Here is an 18,531-nt window from a genome sequence, read left to right as displayed (position 1 = left end):
AACCGGTACGCCGGCTGCTGCTGTGGACATTACCGGGTACACCGCTAGGATGATGATGAAGGCCACTCCGGACAACGATGCCTCCGAAGTGTTCTCGATCACCGCGGCAAACCCAGGGGTGGTCACTACGAAGGCACCACATAAGTTGAAAACCGGACAGACGATCGTACTTCCCGGCGTTGGTGGGATGACGGAATTGACCTCTCGGTACACCGCTACTGTTCTCACACCAGAATCCTTTTCGATCGGAGTCGATACGTCGGCGTACACCGCTTACACCAGCGGCGGGACAGTTGCGTTTCTCAGCATCACGAGCACGTCCGGTACTGATGGGCAGCTGGTTCTCGGCACCACCGGCGGCGACGTGCAGATCTACATCAAAGATACCGCGACTGAGCAGATGTCTGGCGGCGGCACGTACGATCTGGAAATGATCGCGGCAGGCGCTGGTGCTGATGTCACCAGGCTGATCCAGGGTTCGTTCGCGGTAACACCCAACACAACGAGGTAGGCATGGCGGATAACCCGGAGTCGGTGGAAGACATCAACACTGATCTGGAACCTGTCACGGCAGAAGTCGGGGCTGGGGTTGCTACTGCCACGCTACAACCGCTCTCCGAAACAGTCACCATACAGCCACTCACAACCGAGGTTGCCACATGAGTGCGCGCGATATCACTCTGGTAGTCGATCAGCCTACCGTGACCGTAATCACGGAAGGTCAGCAAGGCCCAACAGGCCCCCAGGGCCCGGCCGGTGTATCCGGAGCCGCAGTACTTGTTCTCGAGGCAGGCGAAGATCTCGCAGTTGGCGATCCGGTGCGAGTGTCCACTAACAAGTTCTATGTTGCTGATAGCACTACGAATTTCCGAGTCATTGCGGTGGTTACCACCGCTGCACTTACTGGGCTGTCAGCCACAGCAACGCTCATGGGCCCGGCGACGCTTTCCGGACTCTCGGCCGGCTCGCCATATTTTCTGGGAGCTGGTATCATAACCACAACCCCTCCAGCATCTGGATACGTTATCAGACTGGGCCAGGCAGTGAGTGACAGCACACTCCTCCTGAACATCGAAGAGCCGATACTACTGGCGTAAGGAGAAGAACATGGCAGTGCAGAAACCTCTGGTTTTGATAGGCGGACAAATACAGCAGATCCCCGCCGGCGACACACTTTCCGCTGCCTCCTCAGAAGTGGACGTCGTATCGAAAGTAAACGGCAACGCCGGCACTATCGTCATCTGCACTCCGGTCTACCCTTCCAGCAATACCGCCGTAGATAAAGCGTCAGCTGGCGCGTCCGGGACGAAGAAAGTTCTCGGCCTCATGCAGTCTGCGTCCACAGCCTCCGCGGCGTCTGGTCTGGTGCAGACCGACGGTGTACTCACCGCTACGACCGGTCAGTGGGACGCAGTTGCCGGAACAACCGGCGGACTCACAGCCGGAACGATCTACTACCTCTCCGCAACCGCTGGGCTGATCACAGCTACAGCCCCATCAACTTCTGGCAACTACGTGTGCGCTGTCGGCCTGGCACTATCCACCACCGAGCTCGATATCGACGTCGATATCAACGGCGTACTGCTGGCATAAACCATGGCTGACCGTCGTCCACTTGTTGTCGTAGCAGGCCAAACCCAGGAGATGCCATCCGGTGACAAGATCCCGGTCGCGGCGCTGGCAACCGGAACACCCGACGGGACAAAATTTCTGCGTGATGATGGAACGCTGGCTGTGCCGGCTGGGTCCTCGATGACTTTGGCAATTGCGCGAGCTGTCGTCACGCTGAGGGTCTGACATGATACTTGACGCAACAACAAAGAGCATAGAGATTGATTTAGGTGAGGCGCATACAACGGCTGCTTTGCCTATTGTGGTTGACTATGTAGACCTTACAACGACAACGACAGTAGCTGGTAGTGCTGATACAGCTTCTAATGGAACAACTACTGTAACTATCGTTGCTGCTCCTGCTGCGTCAACACAGCGAAAGGTGAACTACATCTCCGTGTACAACGCGGACACTGTGCAGCATGTAACAACAATCCAGTTGAACAACAACACAACGCTTCGCTCGTTGATTGTTGTTACTTTAGGCGCTGGAGAGACACTCCAATACACGGATGTTAACGGATGGGGATTGGTTACAACTGCTGGCGTTTATGCGCTGATTAACGGGTCTGCTTCGCAGGCGTTCTCAGTCGCCACAGCTACTGCTGCGGCACATGCTGTTAGATCAGATCAGCTTAGTGCGGATAATACGAATTTTCCGATTTATTCCCAAGGTACGTGGACACCAAACCAAGGAGCAGGGTTAACAGTTGTAGGTGCATACTCTTCTGCCGGATACTGGAAAAAGGTTGGTAATCTGGTAACTATTGGCGGATACATACAAGGAGCGACAAGCGTTGCTATTACAGCAGCAGGACAGGTGTTTACCAATGCTCCTTTTAATTCTTCTCCTACCGCTATTGGAATGTTGCAACCAAACTCTCTAGCAGCAGGGGGTTTGTCATTGTTGGCAGGAGTTATTTTTTATAGCCAAGCTGCAATAGCCGCCACTCCGCAAATACATTTTAGTTGCACGTATCAAGTATGATGCTCCGCTACCTACTCTCTGAGCTTCTAGCCTTCCCCACAATGTGCCTAGCCTACGCACTGGCAGGCTTTATCTCTAAGCGCATTCAGCCAGACGGAACGCTACCTGCCATGTTGAAGTGGCTGAGTGGGTTGCATCTGGCGGGATTCCTCTGCCCACAGAAAATACACCTGATTTGAATCAGACTCTAAACCAACACACCAAGAATTAAAGGGGAACAGGAATGGAAGAGAGTAGAAAAACACCTGGTCGCAGACAACACGACAAAGATCTGGAATCCCAGTTTTCTCAGTGCCCCAAGTTCTCAGAGCACGAGCTTACTGAGGCGCAGATAGAGGATATTGCTGAACGAGCAGCGAGAAAAGCCGTCGAGCTGGCGAAGAACGAGATGTACACCGGCGTCGGCAAAAAAGTGGTGAACGGGATTTTTTACATCGTCGGCGCCGTATCTCTCGGACTTTTCGCTATCGGAGTTCACTTTGGGTGGATCAAGATATGATCACGAAGATGCAATATTTCGGGGTTAAACACTCCCCTGTCGAACATGAGGCAAACGCCGACAAGATGCTTGCAGCCGTGAACTGCCTGTGGCACGAGGCGGCGGACGCCGGGGTGTACGGGTACTGGATCGATCCAGATACGAATTCGCAGATCAGCGGGTCAAAAGGCGGAGCCGGCGACGGCGGATACCGCACACCGGACAGCAAGACAGGGGCCAAGAGCTCCACCCACCGCGAAGGACATGGATGCGACACGTATGATCCGGAGAGAAAACTGGCAGCGTGGTGCGTGCTGAATGTCGAGCTGCTGGTGAAACACGATCTGTACATCGAAGACCCAAGGTGGACACCAGGATGGGTCCATTGTCAGGATGTGCCCCCCAAGTCAGGAAAGCGGGTGTATATTCCGGCTTCGACGCCGCCACTCGCTCCAGCTCTGCCAGGGCAGAAGGCAGTTCCGCATACGATCAAGTAAGGTGCCACATGACGACCAGAGAAATCTCTTCGCGGTTCTGGGACTGGATAGACTCTAGGGGCATTGTGCGCAGGCTTGCAATGGGCATCACGCTGTATCTCACGGTGTATGTTACCCTGGAGGGGTGGCAGTTTGCCATGGTCTCTCAGTTTGATGGCCTCGGCACAGCGGCGTGTATTGCTGCTGTAACTGCGCCACTGGCCGCGCTGCAGGGATATGTTTTCAAGTGGTATGGCATCGGACGAGGGGAGGGGGTCAAATGAACTACCTATACGCAATACTGGCGCTGCTGGCGATCGCACTCGGGTGTGAGCAGTGGGGCGAGCACAGAGTCCAAGTTAAGTGGGACCAGGACAAAGCAGTGCGGCAAGCTAGGCTCGACGACGAGATCGCGCGCGGAGAGAAGATTATCGCAGACATGCGAGACAAGTTCAAAAAGGAGAAGGCATATGCAGAATCTGAAGCTAGTAAGCGTGCTGTTGATCGGTTCCTTCGCGATCACGGGCTGCTGCCCTCTGGCCTTCCAGTGCGGCCAGTCGCTAATGGTCAAGCCCAAGTTCCCCAAGGAGCTGACGGAACCACCTGCGAATCTGGATTTGCTGAACGCATCAAGGACTTCGCAGCCCGAAGCCTCCGAGACGCCCGCAAAGTAGCTATGTGTACCGAGTGGGCAGTGCGAGAAGGTCTGGAGATCGAATGAGTATCCCGGTCAAATTTACAGGCTGGTCGAAGGGCGTCGACAACGTCCACCAGGACTACGAGATCCCAGCGGATTCGCTGCGCCGGGGGGTGAACGTAGACATCCTCGACTCCGGAAAGGTTCGTAGGCGCAAGGGGTTCTCTCAGACGTTAGCAGCCACTAACCCGCACAGCTTCTGGGGCGACGGAGTGGTTTCGTACTTCGTGGTGAATAACGCGCTCCACAGATTCTTCGAGAACGGAACATCGACTTCACTCGGCACCGTGGCTGCTGGCGCAAATCGGATGGCCTACGTGAAGGTCAACGCCGAGGTGTACTTTACATGCGCTACCACGCGCGGTCGAATCAAGTCCGGGGCGTTGACATCATGGGGGGTGGACAATCCGCTTACCCCGCCAACCTTGGCCGCCACGACAGGCGTGCTACCGCCAGGTACGTACTACGCAGCGGTGACGTATCTGCTCGCAGACGGACGTGAGTCTGGGGCGTCTACCCTTGCTTCGGTAACACTGTCCGCGGACGGCGGGGTTGCTGTTACTTCCATGCCAGTACCGACCGACGTGAACGTCACGCGGAAGCGTCTGTACCTGTCGACCGCGAACGGGGAAGTACTGTACATGGCCGCCGAGGTGGGGGCTGCAGATCTGTTCGCGACGGTATCCTCGCCCACATCCGGTGCTGAACTACGCACGGAGTATCTGACGGCACCGCCGCTCGGGGTTGCACTAGCCTACGCGCTAGGGAGGATATTTATTGTTGACGCAGCTGATCCGCGGGTAGTCTGGTTCACCGAAGCACTGGACTACGGGCACGTCAAGAAGAGGAAGGGCAATTACACGTTCGACGCGCCGGTGACGGCAATAGCCGGGACGGCTGATGGTATCTTCGTCGGGGCCGAAAACACCTACTTCATAGCCGGCGCTGGGAACGCAGACGCTGAGCAGAGAATGGTGCTAGAATTCGGCATAGTGGCGGGGTCTGTGGCTTCGATCCCGCATTCTACGGATGTCATCTGGATGACCGCGCAAGGCCCGGTGATCGGAAAAGATGGTGGGGTTGTCGAGATGATGACCAAGGAAAGAATGTCACCTGGTAGCATGACAGACGCAGCAGCGATGGTGCGAGATAAAGACAGCGTCAGGCAGTACGTGGTAGTTGGCAGCAACACGGAGTCATCCGCGCTCCAGGCAGGTAGTTACGCCGAAGCGGAAATCGTGCGCAGAGCCGGATAACTTTCAAGGAGCAGAAAATGGAAAATACAGCAGCTGGTGTGAAGGCAGGATTCAAATACAACGTGGAGCATCTCCGCCGGGCCGATCTGGCCCCCGAGGTGACGAACACCAAGATGATCGACGGGGTCGAGTACGCAGTTCTATCCGTCGAGAACATCTCCAATCTGATCCCCACTGAGGGGCTGAACTACATGCTCGGCACGGCGCTGACAGGTGTAACCCAGAGTTCAACCTGGTACATCTCACTGTTCGAGGGTAACTACACCCCGGTCGCAGGCGTCACTGCGGCAACCTACCCAGCGGCGGCCACCGAGTGTACAGCGTACGACGAAGCTGCGCGCGTGGCTTGGACCGCAGGATCGATCTCGGCAGGATCGGTGAGCAACACAGCATCCAAGGCAGTGTTCACCATGAACGCAACCAAGGCAGTGTACGGCATCGCTCAGACGTCGGTATCGACCAAGTCGGCCACAACTGGCACGCTGATCTCCGTCGCACGGTTCTCTGCGGTCAAGAACGTCGTGGCTACTGATGTACTGAACGTCACTAGCACCCTGTCGGCAACCAGCGCGTAATAAGGAGGTCACATGACCATATCCGTCAGCACGCTCCAGAAGAACCGAATCCTGAACATCATCACCGGGTTCACACAGACGAACTACGGACTCGCGTCCGCGGCGAACTCGAAGATTGTGGTGTACTCGGGGGCGGCGCCGGGCATCGAAAATGCTGCATCCGGTACGCTGCTGGCTACATTCCCCATGTGGTCTGCTACGACGTCGCAGTCGATGCTGTACGGAGCCAGTGGCGGGATCGCGCAGCTGGTGAGCTCCATTCCGGTGACAGCGGCGGCGACAGCAACAGCGGGGTATGCCCGCTGGATCGACTCCAACAACGCGGCAGTGTTCGAAGGCACCGTCGGTGTGACCTCGTCCGGAGCTGACTTCATCCTCGACTCCCTGGCAATCACGATCTCTACCACAACCACGCTGGTCGCTGCGGCGGCGAAACTGCCGGGCACGCTGGGTACTGTACAGATGAACTCAACGCTCGTCGACGCAGTTGTTGACCAAGTTGCTCGGAATACGGCAGTGATCCCAGGTCTCGGAGCTAGCGGCACGATTTTCGTCTACACCGGTTCGGCCCCGGCATCGGTTGAGTCTGTCGCTACAGGCACGCTGCTGGCCCAATTTTCTACTGGCACGCAAGGGTGGGCGGCAGCCGCTGCTGGTGTTGCGAACCTGGTGTCTTCACTCACCATCGCTCCGGTCGATACAGGCACAGCTGGGTATGCGCGCTGGGTGAAAGGCGGCTACACGTTACAGTGTAGTATCGGCACCACGGCGACAGACATCATCGTTAGCACAACATCATTTGTTTCTGGGACACCGGTCAGCATCACCGACATGAGTCTCTCGTTCTAAGCAGGGGGCGCGCATGGCGTTTGCCGTACCATCATTCGAAGCTGGTGAGCTGACGCACGGCGGACTGCTGGTGCCTATGTTCGTTGGTGGAGAGCTGACGCATGGCGGGATGCTGATACCTTCGTTTGTCACTGGTGCACTCACCCCGGCGAATGACCTGCAGATACCCTCGTTCGTGTCCGGAGACTACCGAGACGAATTCAATGTGGCTGTTGCGACGTTCGGCTCTACCGCGGAAGCGCAGCAGAGCTTGTTCCCGGCCGTGGATTCTTCTACAAGCACAACAGCGTCAACGCTGGTGCAGTGGGGGGCCGGAGGAGTGGCGGCATCTGGTGTTATGATTACTGGCGCGGTGGTTGGCGGGACAATAACCTGGGTCACCGCAGCATCCTCCGCCGCGTTCGTAACCACCGGCGCATCCCCCACAATCTTCTGGGAAGTAGTGTCCAGTTCGGCAACCATCACCGGCGGGGTCGCTGATCAGCGAGCCATAGATGCGACAGTAACCGGCACGGCTATAGTCAATGGAGTAGTCGTCGGCTCCGCCAGTTACCACGTTAGCGCAGCGTCCGCGGCGCAGATCATCGATGGAGTGCAGTTCGTTCAGGACTTCTGGGACGGCTGGGCGTTCAACCTCAACACCGGCGCTCCGTCGTTCTACGAGGGGTTCAAATTCAACTCGTTCGCGCGCGTGGGCTCGAACTACTACGGGTGCAGCGACACCGGGATCTATCTACTGGGTGGAGACCTGGACGCGGCCGCTGAGATTGATGCTACGGTGACCACTGGCTATTCCGACCTGTCGACCGAGAAATTTGACGGCGGGCAGATCAAGCACGTGACTACCGCCTACCTGGACGCGCGTAGCGTGTCGCCTATGACTATCACCTGCCGTACAGAGGGGCAGGAGTACACCTACACATTCGATACCGACCGTATCAACATGGCCTCGGCGCGCGCGGAGATCGGCAAGGGGCTGAAAGGCACGCTCTGGCAGTTTGAGCTGAAGAACGTCGCCGGCGCCGACTTCGAAGCCACGTCCCTGACGGTGCTGGTCGATCCGACGAAACGGAGAGCATAATGCCCTCGCCGCTGGTGGTCAGCACCTCTGGAGCAGCTCCCTCAGCGGACGAAATAGCCGCGGCTGGCCGCGTAGCCGCTTCGTACTCGACAGACATGGGCCGCGGGTTCATAAAGATCGTCCGGGTGACCGACGCCGCGACTGGCGTGGTTGTTGAATACGACGCGCAGAACAACGTCGCCAGGACGACTGGTGGTGTGACGGACTACGTCATGATGTCGATGCCGAACCCGGTTCCGTATCGGGGGGTGAGTATTGGGCTAGTGCCTCCCGGTGCTAGCGACGGGGTTCTATATGTTATTGCTTCGGATGGAACAGTATTGGTGAGTGAGGCCCGAGCGGAGGACTACGACACTGGGTATGCGCGGGAACGGTACATGACCGCGTATGAGGACTATAACAACTGGAGAGATAACTGGAGTGGTGGGTCGGATATCTGGATGTTCGAATATGTTAGCTACCCTCCATCTTTTACATACAACCACAAGTTAGAATTTACTGTCCCGGAAGACTGTGTTGTTTTTGGTGGCGGCACTATTCCAGTAGAGCCATCTCTGGCCTATTCTGGGACGGATGGTTTAGATAGTCAATGGGCCGCCGATTGGACTGCTGGAGCAGCCGCTTTCAACACCCGCCGAAAAGCATGGTTCAAAAAGAATTCTGACGAATTCATCGCGGGCCTGAAGACAGGGGCCGCGCTTCCGAGCGCGTGGGAGTTTCAGATCAAGCGCGATGTTGACACGAAGTACGATTCATATCCATACACGAGCATCCGCGTCGGACGCCGCACCAAACGAGAAATCCAGTTCTCCGAGTCAAATTTCTCCGACACCATCGAGAGCGACACCAGTGCTAATTTGACGCAAGCTGGTGTGAAAGTTACGAGACGCGAAGCCACGATCAGTTACTCCGTAGACGGGGAGCCAACTCCAAGGGAAGAGGTCTTTATCGGTTATCTGACGCAGACAGTCACTCGTCACAATGACAGAGATGGGGTAGAACTGGGTCTGTCGCGCCAAGACGTCTATGGCAACTGGTACTGTCGTACCGGAGAAGCCCACACATCGACGCGCGGAGCGTACGCCGTAGAGCTTGATGTGTACGCTCAGGATCGTGTCGCCGAAAATTTCATGGGGGCGGAAGTAATTAACGGAACTCTGGTGCATGGGTATGCCGCCGACTCGAAGTTCTTGAACCCTGAAAATCCCCTCACCTACGCTACTTACATCCCGCCCTACCCAGCGGCGTCGAGCACAGTCATAGCAACCGTTCCAGATTTCTTCAAAACTTGGCACGCCGATGCGAAGATAACCTACGTCAAAGACGGCGTGGGCGCGTCGAACGCGCAGAACGACTCCGCGATGCACGGGGTGACCGAGGTGCATTTGACGCCGGTTGGGTTGATTGCGGACGGAGCTGGCTTCGCGGACGCAGGCGAGGCTGTCGGAATGTTCTCTTCTGGCGAAGATGGCGCACAGGTTGAAATTTACGGCACCGCGGCCTACACCTTCAATTGGCAGGAAGGCTCGTTTACGTTCAAAAGTTGGAAGCCCCTGCTGGACGCGGACGGCAACGAGGTGGCGTCGAAAACGGTCACCCTGCCCGAGGGGGTAGTCTGGTCAGATTCTAGTGTGAACTGCGTCATCACGTACAAGGGGCTTCACTGGCCAGACGTAGTGACCGCGATCGGTGACAGGAACAGAGACATGTCGAGCGGGACTTTCGCATATTCAGATCCGGTACTATACGAGCTGATTACAGCAATCAAAGCCGGGTGACTTTCTAGCCCAGACGGGTTATCATGGTAGCAAGGACTTACTAGGGGGCGTGGCTATGGCTACAGCAGATACGGTCGCAACAGAAGCATCAGCCGCGTATAACGACGCGAAGGCGCTCGCCGACAGTTCGCTCGCGAAAGCAGACACAGCCCTATCAAACGCTGCAGCGGCGGCGAACGGTCTATCGACATACTCGCCAGGCGGGATGCCTGTAGATTTGACCATCGCCGAGGTGGTGCCAGAAGATGTGGCTGCCCCGCTACTCCCGACAACAGATTTCACCACCGACGTCAAAGACGCGTTCGACTATGCGTTCGGCACGTTCAACCAGTCACTGCAGGGGCAGATTCTAAACTTCCTGGATGCGTTCTTCCCCGACATCGCCGCCGGAGTAAAGACCGGGTCTGACCAATGGATCATAGACACCATAGCGAACGGCAGCTTCATGCCGGCCGCAGTTGAGACAGCAATCTGGAACCGAGCAAAAGACCGAGAAGTGCAAGAGGCGCTACGCGCCGAAGCCGCGGTTGTTGATGCCGCAGCATCCCGTGGATTCTATGTCGCACCTGGTGTGGTAAATGACGGTGTAAACACGATCCAGCTCGAGCTGTCGAAGAAGCTCACCAGCATTAATCGCGATATCACGATCAAGGCGTTCGACGTGGCCAACGAGAACACGAAGTTCGCTATCCAGCAGGCCGTTGCGCTGCGCACAGCGTTTGTATCGGCTATGGGCGACTTCATCAAAGTTGCGATGGTGCAGCCCAATAATGCAGTCGAGTACGCCAAGGTCATTTTGGCCGCGAAGACCGGCCTATACGACAGCGCAGTGCGCCTGTACTCAGCGAAGATCGAAGAAGAGAAGATGCGCTCGTCGGTGGCACTGGAAAACGTCAATAACGCTACGTTCAAGCCATTCGAGCTCAACATCAGAAACTTTGAGTCTGTGCGCGGTGGCAATATCGACAAGGCCAAGATCCAGGCCGACGCCGCGCTCAGTGCCGCAGACCAACTAGCCAAGGTGGCAGCTTCCGCCCTGTCTACACGCAACACCATGCTCAGCGTCAGCGCTGGGGTGTAAGGAGAGAATATGGCAGGAGCACTCGACACCGGCATACTCAGGTACGCAAACAACGCGCAGATCGACGCACACGAGAAAGACATCGCCGACAGGCAGGCCGCCGAACAGGCAAACAACCAGTCGCACATCATCGGGCTGGCATCTCACGTGCTGACGTGTTGGCAGGAGGCCAAGCGGGCCAAGGACATGATCACCCCCCGCATTCTTGCCGCGCAGCGCGCTCGGGCTGGTAAGTACGAACCGACTGTGTTGGCCGAGATCAAGAAGTTTGGCGGCTCTGAAGAATACGCCCGCATCACCGCCAACAAGGCGCGCGTGGCCGAAGCCTGGCTGCGAGACATTTACATCGGCCAGACTGAAAAGCCTTGGACGCTGGATGCTACTCCGAAGCCCAGTCTGTCGGAAGACATGGCGGCCAAGATCAAGGCCCAGGTAGCAGCCGAGTTCGCTATCGCGTTTGCTCAGACGATGCAGCCCATGCAGCCAGAGGCGATCGCCGCCCGTACATCGGAGCTCACCGCCGCAGAGCAAGAGAGGGCCCTAGAGTCCGCCAGGGCTTCCGCGATGGCGATGGAGCGCACCATGTATGACCAGATGATACAAGGAGGCTGGGTGTCTGCTATTGCTGACTTCCTGAACGACATGGTCACATTCCCGGCCGCGCACTTCAAAGGACCGGTGATTCGCAAACGCCCAACAATGAAGTGGGACAATTCGTCCGGTCAGTGGGCCCCGGTTGTGGCTGACGCGATCGTGCCTGAGTTCGAGCGCGTAGATCCGCTGCGCTGTTTCCCATCACCAGGTGCTACCTCTCCGCAGGAGGGGTACTTCATCGAGCACGTAAGTCTGTCACGCGGCGACCTGTATGCCATGATCGGAGTTGAAGGGTTTGACGAGAACGCGATCCGCGAGGTGCTGGATGAATATGGCCGCGGTGGCCTGACCGACTGGGTGAACCACTCCGAGCTGCTGACACGTGCTGACATCAACGGCGAGATATACATCCCGTCCTCGGCCTCCAACGTCACAATCGACGCGCTCGAATATCACGGTCCGGTGCAGGGTCGCCAGTTGGTAGAGTGGGGTCTGACTGGCGGGGAAGTCGCTGATCCGGACGCTGATTACGAAGCTGATGTGTGGCTGATCGGCCGCTGGGTCATCAAGGCCCAGTTGAATGCCGACCCCATGAAACGTCGCAACTACTACAAGACCAGCTACGAAGAGGTCCCCGGCGCGTACTGGGGTCTCGGGCTGGTTGACATCCTGGCCGATGTACAGGGTATCGCGAACGCAGCCGTACGATCCATGGTCAACAACATGGCATTTTCCGGCGGCCCGCAAGTTGGCATAAACGTAGACCGTCTGGCACCCGGCGAGGACATCACGAATATTTACCCGCTGAAAGTATGGCAGTTCGGCGAGAGCCAGACAGGGTCGAACACAAAAGCTGTGGAGTTCTTCCAGCCCCAGTCCAATACTGACCAGACCCTTGCCGTCATTGAAAAGGCATACTCGTTCGCCGATGACTTCAGCCTGATCCCGCGCATCATGGGGGGCAACACGGAAGGTAACATCGGCCGTACAGCGTCTGGCATGTCCATGGCACTGAACGCCGCCAACAAGGGGCTGAAAGGCGTCGTGTCAAACATTGATGTAAAGATCCTCACCCCTCAGCTAGAGATGTTGTTTAATTACAACATGCTGTACAACCCAGACCAGACCATCAAGGGCGATGCTCAGGTTGTTGCACGAGGTGCCGTGTCGCTCATGCAGATGGAAACCCTTCAGTTGCGCCGCAACGAGTTCCTGGTTGCCACGAACAATCCGATCGACGCACAGATCGTGGGTCCGGAAGGTCGTGCCGAGATCCTGCGCGAAGCCGCGAAAGGGCTGCAGATCGACGTCAATCGAGTAGTTCCGCCGCGCGGGTCGGTTGTGCCACAAGCAATGCCAGGGCAGGGCGGTATGCCGGCAGCACCCGGCGGAGAATCGCTGGCAGATGGGTCCGCTGTTACGGACAACTTCAGCAAAGGAGCCCTTACGCCTACAGCGTAAGTAAGCAGTAACTATTGTCAACGTCTAAAAGGAGCTGTACTATGGCAGGCAAGAAACCAAACCCGTTCTCCAAGTCCTTCGAGAAGAAAGAAACGAAAGCGATGGAGAAGAAAGAAAGCCCCAAATTCGAGAAGAAGGAAAAGAAGATGGGCACCGAAAAACCAATGCCGTTCAAGTGCGGCGGCAAAGTGAAAGGGAAATGACATGAGCAATCGCGAAGAAATCGTAGTAAACAAGATTCTGGGCCAGGATGGTTCGGAACTTCAGTTTCCGGTAGGTAGCAACGATGCGTTCATTCGCACGTCGACCGGCACCACCACTCTGATTGCAGCTAGCTCCATCGAGCGCGTGGTTATCATGGACGTTGTCATCGTTACCACGTTCGCCGCAGGCGACGGCGCGGCTCCAGACTTTTTGATCGGGCAGACAGGCTCTACCAGCAAGTTCGCAGCTACTGGCGTTGTTACCGGCTCGGCCGGCGCCCACCTGCAGTTCTCCGGTGTCTTGTCGGCAAACACAGCCTTGCTGTGCACAGCCACCGCCGCTACCGGAACAACCAGCACTGGCGCAGCCACCATCACGGCGATCGCCTGCAAGAACGTGTAATGATCAATCCTGATCAACGTGTAGCAGAGTCCATGGCGCGCATCGGCGCATATGAAAAGCCGTTCATGGACTGGCTGGACGCAAACTTGACAGACCTCCAAGCTGGGGTCGTCATGCAAGCAGATGAAACACAGTTGCGCATTTTGCAGGGGCGTGCGCAGTTGCTGATAGAGCTGAAGAAGCTCATCAACGGAGCCCCCAGCATGTTTCGAAAAGCGTGAAAGTGACCTCGGCTCCAAGCTGAAAAGTTACGAGTAATGGCATCAAGGAGAAATGAAAATGGCAGACCCGAAAAAGCAAGGTGAAAAAGCAGACCAGATGATCGCGGAGCAGAATCGTCTTCGCGCGGAAGCAGCAGCCACGATGGCAGCCAAAGCAACCGCCGACCTCGAGACACCCACCGTAACTCCGGACGCTATCCCAGCAGCGGAAGACGCCGATAAACCTGATGTCAGTGCTCAAGCACCGGCCTCACCCAAGGAATCAAACCCGGAACTGGATGTACTCCGGGAGCAAGTACGTGTAGCAGACCAGCGATGGAACGTGCTGCAAGGAATGGTCAAGAAGAAAGACTCGGAGATTGAGCAGATGCGCGTGTTGCTGTCGCAGATCAACCTGAAGAAGGAAGAGCAGCCAGCCCCCGCACCAGCGCAGTCGCCAGCGGTAACGGCACAAGACGTGGAAGATTTCGGCCAGGACATGATTGACCTGATCACCAAGATCGCTACTGTAGTCGCCCAGTCCGCTGTAAAGAACGCAGGTGGTCAGTTTGAGACCCGCGTGACCGAGTTGAAACAGTCGGTAGATAGCATCAGCGAAGCAACCGCCCGCACCGCAGCAGAGATGTTTAACGACGCTCTGACCAAGCAGGTGCCGAACTGGAAGCAGGTAAATGTCGATCCGGCGTTCCTGGTCTGGCTCGACGAGGTGGACGGCTTCACAGGCGCCACACGACTGGAACTGTTGACCGATGCGTATACGAAGATGAATCTGGTCCGCACCGCCAAGTTCTTCGAGAAGTTCCTCGAAGAGACGAAACCCGAGGTAGCACCGCTGGTAGTTGTTCCGCCAGTAGCCGATGCTTCGAAGCTGGTGACACCAGGCAAGTCCCGTACCGCAGCTCCTGCGCAGGCCCCGGCGAACGACAAGATGTGGACGCCAGAGGCAATCCAGAAACTGTACTCCGACCAACGTACTGGCAAGATCACCAAGGAAGAGTTCGATAAGCAAGAGCGCGACTTGTTCAAAGCCCAGCGAGAAAATCGCATAGCAGCATAACTTTTTAGTCAAGGAGAAATAACATGGCATATCCAATCGCAGCCGGCAGCGTGGTTTCCCCCGCGTACTCCGGTACATTCATCCCTCAAATCTGGTCCAGCAAGCTGATCGAGAAGTTCTACGCCACCACTGTGCTGGCCGCGATCAGCAACACCGACTACGAAGGCGAGATCAAAGGCCAGGGCGACCTGGTGAAGATCCGCACCGTACCGACTCTGACCATCAACGACTACACCGCAGGCCAGAGCCTGACAAACCAGCGTCCGACTTCCAGCGTGGTTGAGCTGCTGATCGACAAGGGCAAATACTGGTCCGCTATCGCCGACGACGTGATGGCAGTCCAGTCCGATATCGACATGATGAACAAGTGGTCTACTGACGCTTCCGAGCAGATGAAGATCTCCGTTGACCGTGACGTGCTCGGCACCATCATCCCGTCGTTCTCCGCTTCGAACCGCGGCGCAACTGCTGGCGCAATCTCGGCCAACATCAACCTGGGCGTTACAGGTACTCCGCTGGCCCTGACCAAGGTGAACATCATCGACACCCTGGTGGACCTGAATGAAGTATTGTCTCAGCAAAACATCCCTGAGCAAGGTCGTTTCTTCGTCCTGCCGTTCTGGGCTAACTCGCTGCTGAAGAAGTCCGATATCAAAGATGCCTCCATGTCCGGTGATGGTGTCTCCGTGATGCGCAACGGCCGAGTCGGTATGATCGACGGCACAACCATCTACGTCAGCAACAACATGGCCCACGTAGCCGACGGCGCAAACAGCTGCTCGAACATCATCGCCGGCCATACCAACGGCTTGACGTTCGCTTCCCAGCTGGTGAAGACCGAGACTCTGCGTGCAGAGAGCACCTTCGGCGACATCATGCGCGGCCTGCAAGTATACGGCTACAAAGTGATCGACCCGACCGCGCTGGCATCCGCCTACGTGTACAAGGGCTAAGAAACACGGTGGGGGGTAACCCCCACCACTTCAACTTTCAAGGAGAACTGATATGGCAACTGCATTCACTACTTACACCGACGGCACCGTTGTTGCTGCTAGCTCTGGTGGCAACTACGCTGGCTCCCCAGTGCGCACCGTGCTCACCGGCACTTACGACGCGACCCGTCGCAACATGACGGTTGATGGCGACACCATGGCTGTGCTGAATATTCCGGCCGGCACCTGGGTCGAAGCTGTCATCCTGGAAATCGTCACCCCGGAAACCTCTGCCACCCCGACGATCTCTGTCGGCGACGGTTCTGGCACTTCCAGCTGGGTCTCTGCTGTGGACACAAGCGCAGCTGCTGGCACCAAGTATCTGGGCGCTGGCGCGTACGCCATCGCAACCGGCACGTCTCAGACAAACGGCAAGTTCTACACCACCGCCGACACTCTGGACCTGCTGATGCCAGCAGGTGACGATGCCACCACTCTGGTGTGCAAGATCCACGCAATCTGCACTATCGTTTAAGAAGCACCTCGTGAGGCTGGTTCGCCGGCCTCACCCAAATTCTGAGGAGAAGACATGGCAAAGATGCTGAGGCACAAAGAGACTGGCGAACTGTTCATCTACACTGCGTTGCTGGCAAAGAATGATGTCCTTGAAGCAGTGCCGGAAGATCCCGTAAAGGACGTAATTGCCGAAGTTCTGGCTGAGCAGGCGGCCGTGGTCGAGACTGTCGTGGAAGCTGAAGTCGTATCCGCGGTTGTTGAGCCAGCTGCAGAAGACGTTGTATCCGACATCGACGCCGTTCTGGCTGAGTTTAACGCCCCGGCCCCCGCCAAGGTTAGCAAGAAGAAGGCCGTATGACAGGCCAGGAGCTCCTCGATTACCTCCGGACAGACATCCTGAAGGATGCTGCTGAGCCGTACCGCTGGTCCGATGCGCTGATACTGCGCATGCTGTCCGAGGCGGAGTCGAGGTTTGCTCGGGCTACCTACGCCCTCCTGGACTCAGCAACCATCACCACCGAGATCGGTGAGCCGGAATATGCTCTGCCGGTTGGCACCATATTCGTGGCATCAGCCGCCGTTAGCACGAACTCCCGCGATATGGAGAACTACACTCGTCGATTCATTCCGACGAACCTGACTACTGCCACTGGAGAGCCGTCCATGTTCATCTGTGATGAGCGCTCTGGATACATCCGGGTCTACCCAGTTCCGGAGGCGGTGATCACCATCAACCTGCGCGTAGCTCGTTTGCCAACTGACGTACTGGCCACATACAGCACCCCCGAGATCCCGGAGGAGTATCATCTGGACTTGGCTGAGTATGCAGCGTACAGGCTGCTGTTGAGTAATGATGTTGATGGCCAGAATGTTGGTGCGTCAGCACGACACGAAGCAGACTGGTACAAGAGGTTGTCTGACGCCAAACGCGAATATTTCCGCATCCGGTCAGGGGCCAATCCCCGCGCCGTGCGCAGCTGGACTTTCCAAAGGAACTGATTATGGGTGCTCTCGATCTAGGAAGGTCATTTTCCACATCTGGTAATGTTGCCAGCGCTGCCCGCGAACAGGAAGCTGAACGTAGGCGCAAGGAGAAACTCAACGCTGAGATGGGGTACATGGCCCCAGGCACCTATGAGTCTCACGGCAACGTGCGCACGCCAACCATCCGCCAGCCAGCAAAACAGGCAGCAATACCCGACGACTTCGGCCGCGAGGGTCTAACCCGCCCAGCCGCTACTACAGAGCTGCCAAAGGAGCCGGAAAAAGCGCCGGTGAAAGCGGCCGCTGGAGTCGCTGAGCGTAGGATCGATAGGGGTGGCGGGCCCATTCAATACACTGACCGCGGCCCTTCCGCCGCCGACGCCATGCTGGCGGAGTACAACCGGTTCATGGGCAAGGCCGACGGCGGCATTGGCGACGCGATGGTTGCGCGCGGGTTCATGAACAAGTACCAAGCTCTCAAGCCCTTCGACCATAAACAGCAAGAACTGGATGACACGCGATCGTTCCGCGAGCGCCAGATGGAGCATGAGAAGTCCATGAAGGAGTACGAGCAGCGCTCCACAGGCAGTCAAGCTCGCGAACGTCTGTACTCGGCGCAAGCCGGTGTGGCTGAAGGCGCCGCTGAGCGTGAGAAGCAGCGCAATACCCTGCTGATGAAAATGCAGGATGAGAAAGCGCTTCCGGAGGAGCGTCAGGCTGCGCAAGATTATTACATGCGGTTCTTCGGCGGGAAGTCCACTGACGCAGCTGAGCGTGCAGCATACATCAATCAGGGCATCAATCCAGACACTATGAAACCGTTGGAGTTCTCCACCGGCGGCGCCGTAGAGGCATACGCTGACGGCGGCCAGATCCCCGCATACGGCGCAGCCCCGCAACCGCAGAACCCCATGCTCGCCCAATACGGGCAGTATCTTGGTGCCGCCAAACAGACAGGCGTGGCCCCTGTGCCATTTGCGCAGTATGTCAATCTGTTGGCATCCACACGAGCAGCTCCGCAAGAGACGATCGGGTTCGCAGACGGCGGTGCGATCGGGTGGCTGAAAGAGCAGTTCTCCCCAAAGAGTGCGGCCGGCACGCTGGCCGGAAGAGGCGCCGTCATAGACGCTGCGGAAACCGCGGCGGTGTCTTCTACATCCCCGGCAACAGCACAGCCTGCTAGCGCCGTCGCCCCAGCGGACCCGTCGCAGAATATGTGGACACTCGATCCGGAGCGCGAGGCCGAAGTCAAGAAGCTGACAGGCTACGCTACTGGCGGTGCAATCCCAG

Annotated in this window: 23 protein-coding genes; all 23 read left to right on the top strand. The window is 57.2% G+C overall.

The window, feature by feature from the left end; translation table 11 throughout:
* Window positions 1-511 (top strand): ubiquitin-activating E1 FCCH domain-containing protein (locus tag WC859_10155; GenBank protein MFA5976508.1); only part of this gene is annotated, 511 nt, incomplete at its 5' end.
* A gap of 596 nt (window positions 512-1,107) precedes the next feature.
* A complete protein-coding gene (locus WC859_10150) occupies window positions 1,108-1,593 on the top strand; it encodes a hypothetical protein (GenBank protein ID MFA5976507.1) in 486 nt (161 codons plus the stop codon).
* 205 nt (window positions 1,594-1,798) lie between these two features.
* On the top strand, window positions 1,799-2,599 hold the full coding sequence (locus WC859_10145; protein ID MFA5976506.1) for a hypothetical protein: 801 nt from the start codon (window positions 1,799-1,801) through the stop codon (window positions 2,597-2,599).
* A 223-nt stretch (window positions 2,600-2,822) separates the two neighbouring features.
* Complete coding sequence (locus tag WC859_10140; GenBank protein MFA5976505.1) at window positions 2,823-3,098, top strand: hypothetical protein; 276 nt, start codon at window positions 2,823-2,825, stop codon at window positions 3,096-3,098.
* 65 nt (window positions 3,099-3,163) lie between these two features.
* On the top strand, window positions 3,164-3,574 hold the full coding sequence (locus WC859_10135) for a hypothetical protein (protein MFA5976504.1): 411 nt from the start codon (window positions 3,164-3,166) through the stop codon (window positions 3,572-3,574).
* Between the two features lie 65 nt (window positions 3,575-3,639).
* A complete protein-coding gene (locus WC859_10130; GenBank protein ID MFA5976503.1) occupies window positions 3,640-3,837 on the top strand; it encodes a hypothetical protein in 198 nt (65 codons plus the stop codon).
* Window positions 3,834-4,274 carry a hypothetical protein gene (locus tag WC859_10125; protein ID MFA5976502.1) on the top strand — a complete coding sequence of 147 codons (441 nt, stop codon included), beginning with the start codon at window positions 3,834-3,836 and terminating at the stop codon, window positions 4,272-4,274. The genes WC859_10130 and WC859_10125 overlap by 4 nt, the downstream gene beginning before the upstream one ends.
* Window positions 4,271-5,506, top strand: coding sequence for a hypothetical protein (locus WC859_10120; GenBank protein MFA5976501.1), 1,236 nt, complete (start codon window positions 4,271-4,273; stop codon window positions 5,504-5,506). Before WC859_10125 ends, WC859_10120 begins: the two co-directional genes overlap by 4 nt.
* A 17-nt stretch (window positions 5,507-5,523) precedes the next feature.
* A complete protein-coding gene (locus WC859_10115; GenBank protein MFA5976500.1) occupies window positions 5,524-6,081 on the top strand; it encodes a hypothetical protein in 558 nt (185 codons plus the stop codon).
* Between the two features lie 12 nt (window positions 6,082-6,093).
* Complete coding sequence (locus WC859_10110; protein MFA5976499.1) at window positions 6,094-6,930, top strand: hypothetical protein; 837 nt, start codon at window positions 6,094-6,096, stop codon at window positions 6,928-6,930.
* A gap of 13 nt (window positions 6,931-6,943) precedes the next feature.
* Window positions 6,944-8,011, top strand: a complete 1,068-nt coding sequence (locus tag WC859_10105; GenBank protein ID MFA5976498.1) for a hypothetical protein — start codon at window positions 6,944-6,946, stop codon at window positions 8,009-8,011.
* Entirely contained in the window at window positions 8,011-9,789 is a 1,779-nt protein-coding gene (locus tag WC859_10100) for a hypothetical protein (GenBank protein MFA5976497.1), read from the top strand. The genes WC859_10105 and WC859_10100 overlap by 1 nt, the downstream gene beginning before the upstream one ends.
* 55 nt (window positions 9,790-9,844) lie before the next feature.
* Window positions 9,845-10,870 carry a hypothetical protein gene (locus WC859_10095; protein MFA5976496.1) on the top strand — a complete coding sequence of 342 codons (1,026 nt, stop codon included), beginning with the start codon at window positions 9,845-9,847 and terminating at the stop codon, window positions 10,868-10,870.
* Between the two features lie 9 nt (window positions 10,871-10,879).
* The gene (locus WC859_10090) at window positions 10,880-12,925 is read left to right on the top strand and encodes a hypothetical protein (protein ID MFA5976495.1); all 2,046 of its coding nucleotides are present in this window, start codon (window positions 10,880-10,882) and stop codon (window positions 12,923-12,925) included.
* Between the two features lie 41 nt (window positions 12,926-12,966).
* Window positions 12,967-13,128, top strand: a complete 162-nt coding sequence (locus WC859_10085; protein MFA5976494.1) for a hypothetical protein — start codon at window positions 12,967-12,969, stop codon at window positions 13,126-13,128.
* A 1-nt stretch (window position 13,129) separates the two neighbouring features.
* Complete coding sequence (locus WC859_10080) at window positions 13,130-13,531, top strand: hypothetical protein (protein MFA5976493.1); 402 nt, start codon at window positions 13,130-13,132, stop codon at window positions 13,529-13,531.
* Entirely contained in the window at window positions 13,531-13,752 is a 222-nt protein-coding gene (locus tag WC859_10075; protein MFA5976492.1) for a hypothetical protein, read from the top strand. Before WC859_10080 ends, WC859_10075 begins: the two co-directional genes overlap by 1 nt.
* Before the next feature lie 52 nt (window positions 13,753-13,804).
* Window positions 13,805-14,809, top strand: a complete 1,005-nt coding sequence (locus WC859_10070; protein ID MFA5976491.1) for a hypothetical protein — start codon at window positions 13,805-13,807, stop codon at window positions 14,807-14,809.
* 23 nt (window positions 14,810-14,832) lie between these two features.
* Window positions 14,833-15,762, top strand: coding sequence for a hypothetical protein (locus WC859_10065; protein ID MFA5976490.1), 930 nt, complete (start codon window positions 14,833-14,835; stop codon window positions 15,760-15,762).
* A 52-nt stretch (window positions 15,763-15,814) separates the two neighbouring features.
* A complete protein-coding gene (locus WC859_10060) occupies window positions 15,815-16,276 on the top strand; it encodes a hypothetical protein (GenBank protein ID MFA5976489.1) in 462 nt (153 codons plus the stop codon).
* Window positions 16,277-16,330: 54 nt separating this feature from the next.
* Window positions 16,331-16,615 (top strand): hypothetical protein, encoded by a 285-nt coding sequence (locus WC859_10055; protein MFA5976488.1) that lies wholly within the window; start codon window positions 16,331-16,333, stop codon window positions 16,613-16,615.
* Complete coding sequence (locus WC859_10050; GenBank protein ID MFA5976487.1) at window positions 16,612-17,256, top strand: hypothetical protein; 645 nt, start codon at window positions 16,612-16,614, stop codon at window positions 17,254-17,256. The genes WC859_10055 and WC859_10050 overlap by 4 nt, the downstream gene beginning before the upstream one ends.
* Window positions 17,257-17,258: 2 nt before the next feature.
* On the top strand, window positions 17,259-18,531 hold a 1,273-nt coding region (locus WC859_10045; protein MFA5976486.1), incomplete at its 3' end, for a hypothetical protein.

This window comes from Elusimicrobiota bacterium, assembly GCA_041660185.1.
Classification (GTDB): Bacteria; Elusimicrobiota; Elusimicrobia; order 2-01-FULL-59-12; family 2-01-FULL-59-12; genus JBAZWU01.
The sequence above is the reverse complement of the archived record's forward strand: the minus strand, read 5'-3'. Positions and strand labels throughout refer to the sequence as shown.